Source organism: Streptomyces sp. NPDC046805 (assembly GCF_040645355.1).
Classification (GTDB): domain Bacteria; phylum Actinomycetota; class Actinomycetes; order Streptomycetales; family Streptomycetaceae; genus Streptomyces.
Genome location: NZ_JBEYYC010000083.1, coordinates 1 through 2,881 on the forward strand (window position 1 = coordinate 1; position 2,881 = coordinate 2,881).

Here is a 2,881-nt window from a genome sequence, read left to right on the forward strand (position 1 = left end):
GCCGAGAGCTTGGGGGAGTCGGCAACCGACGACAACGCCGCAGATGTGCGTGCCAGACCCCGCGAGCCCGGCCTGATCCAAACGAGAGACCCTAGCGCTGCTGGCGGGCCGACGTCACGCGGTAGACGTCGTACACGCCCTCCACGCCCCGGACGGCCTTCAGGACGTGACCGAGGTGCTTGGGGTCGCCCATCTCGAACGTGAAGCGCGAGGTGGCGACGCGGTCGCGGGAGGTCTGGACGGCCGCGGAGAGGATGTTGACGTGCTGGTCGGACAGGACGCGGGTGACGTCCGACAGCAGCCGGGAGCGGTCCAGCGCCTCGACCTGGATGGCGACCAGGAACACCGAGGACTGGGTGGGCGCCCACTCGACGTCGAGGATGCGCTCGGGCTCGCGGGACAGGGACTCGACGTTCACGCAGTCGCTGCGGTGCACCGAGACGCCGCTGCCCCGGGTGACGAAGCCGATGATGGGGTCGCCGGGGACGGGCGTGCAGCAGCGGGCCAGCTTGACCCACACGTCCTCGACGCCCTTGACGACGACGCCCGGGTCGGCGCTGGAGCGGCGCTTGCGGCTGCGGCCGCGCGCGGGCGGAACGCTCTCGTCGATCTCCTCGGTGGCCGCCTCCTCGCCGCCGAGCGCCTGGACGAGCTTCTGCACGATGTTCTGCGCGGAGACATGGCCCTCGCCGATCGCCGCGTACAGCGCGGAGATGTCCGAGTACCGCATCTCGTGCGCGAGCGTCACGAGCGAGTCGCCGGTGAGGATGCGCTGGATCGGCAGGTTCTGCTTGCGCATCGCGCGGACGATGGCGTCCTTGCCCTGCTCGATCGCCTCGTCGCGGCGCTCCTTGGAGAACCAGGCCCGGATCTTGTTGCGGGCGCGCGGTGACTTGACGAAGCCGAGCCAGTCGCGGGAGGGGCCGGCGCCGGCCGCCTTGGAGGTGAAGACCTCCACCAGGTCGCCGTTGTCGAGGGTCGATTCGAGCGGTACGAGGCGCCCGTTGACCCGCGCTCCTATGGTGCGGTGGCCGACCTCGGTGTGGACGGCGTAGGCGAAGTCGACGGGGGTCGCCCCGGCCGGGAGCGCTATGACGTCGCCCTTGGGCGTGAAGACGAAGACCTCGTTGCGGGAGAGGTCGAAGCGCAGGGACTCCAGGAACTCGCTGGGGTCCTCGGTCTCCTTCTGCCAGTCCAGGAGCTGCCTGAGCCACGCCATGTCGTTGATGGCGTCCTTGTCCTTGCCGGAGCCCTTGGGGACGTCCGTACGGATCTTGGAGGCGCCGGCGACGGCTTCCTGCTTGTACTTCCAGTGCGCGGCGATGCCGTACTCGGCGCGGCGGTGCATGTCGAACGTGCGGATCTGCAGCTCGACGGGCTTGCCGTTGGGGCCGATGACCGTCGTGTGCAGCGACTGGTACATGTTGAACTTCGGCATCGCGATGTAGTCCTTGAACCGGCCGGGGACCGGATTCCATCGCGCGTGGATCGTGCCGAGGGCCGCGTAACAGTCGCGGACTGTGTCGACCAGGACCCGGATACCCACCAGGTCGTAGATCTCCGCGAAGTCACGGCCGCGGACGATCATCTTCTGGTAGACGCTGTAGTAGTGCTTGGGTCGGCCGGTGACGGTGGCCTTGATGCGGGCGGCACGCAGGTCGGCCTGGACCTCGTCGGTCACTATGGCCAGGTACTCGTCGCGCTTGGGCGCCCGCTCGGCGACGAGGCGCACGATCTCGTCGTACATCTTGGGGTAGAGGATCGCGAAGGCGAGGTCCTCCAGCTCCCACTTGATGGTGTTCATGCCCAGCCGGTGGGCCAGCGGCGCGTAGATCTCCAGCGTCTCGCGCGCCTTCTTCTCCTGCTTCTCGCGCTTGAGGTAGCGCATGGTGCGCATGTTGTGCAGGCGGTCGGCGAGCTTGATGACCAGGACGCGCGGGTCCTTGGCCATGGCGACGACCATCTTGCGCACGGTCTCGGCCTGCGCGGCCTCACCGAACTTGACCTTGTCCAGCTTGGTGACGCCGTCGACGAGCAGGGCGACAGTGTCGCCGAAGTCGCGGCGGAGCTGGTCGAGGCCGTACTCGGTGTCCTCGACGGTGTCATGGAGCAGGCCCGCCATCAGCGTGGCCGGGTCCATGCCGAGCTCGGCGAGGATCGTGGTGACGGCGAGCGGGTGCGTGATGTACGGGTCGCCGCTCTTGCGCTTCTGCCCCCGGTGCCAGCGCTCGGCGACCTGGTACGCCTTCTCGATCTGGCGAAGGGTGGAGGTCTCGATCTTCGGATCATTGCTGCGCACTATGCGCAGCAGCGGTTCGAGCACCGGGTTGTACGGGTTCGCGCGCTGGACACCGAGGCGGGCGAGGCGGGCGCGGACGCGGTTGGAGGAGCCCGAGCGGCCCGTCTGGCCCGTGGCCGGGCGGATGGTGGGCGGGGCCGACTTGGGACGGGACGTCTCGGCCCCCTTGTCCGCAGGGGCGGACTGGGCGTGCTCGACCGACCCGCGGGCGTCGTTCTTCGCGCGTGGCGCGGGCTTGGCCGCGGGCGCCGAGGCGGGCTCGGGCTTGGCGGCGGTCAGTGGCTGGGCCTCGTCTGGCAAGAGGGCTCCTCGTGCGCGATCCGGGTCCCCCGGTCAGGTTCCGGAGACCCCATGGTAACGATCCTCGGCTCCGCCATCGCCTCCAGGCCGAAGCAAGGACCCTCAACAGAAGAAACACGGGAGACGTCCGCCGGATTCCTGAGGGGTGATTTGAGGTGTCTCCGGGGGCCTTATGGCTCGGGGGCACGGCGACCGCCTGACGCCGGCCCTGGCGGGTGCCCCCCTGGAGGCGCTCCTCCAGGTCTGAGCAGCCGGATCCGACCTCTCGGGTCCTGCCCCGTC

The 2,881-nt window shown here is 69.3% G+C and carries 1 protein-coding gene; it reads right to left on the reverse strand.

Annotation, left to right across the window (positions count from 1 at the left end):
• Positions 1 to 91 precede the first annotated feature (91 nt).
• On the reverse strand, positions 92 to 2,599 hold the full coding sequence (locus tag ABZ910_RS36215) for a bifunctional (p)ppGpp synthetase/guanosine-3',5'-bis(diphosphate) 3'-pyrophosphohydrolase (protein ID WP_361373681.1): 2,508 nt from the start codon (positions 2,597 to 2,599) through the stop codon (positions 92 to 94).
• Positions 2,600 to 2,881: the final 282 nt, after the last annotated feature.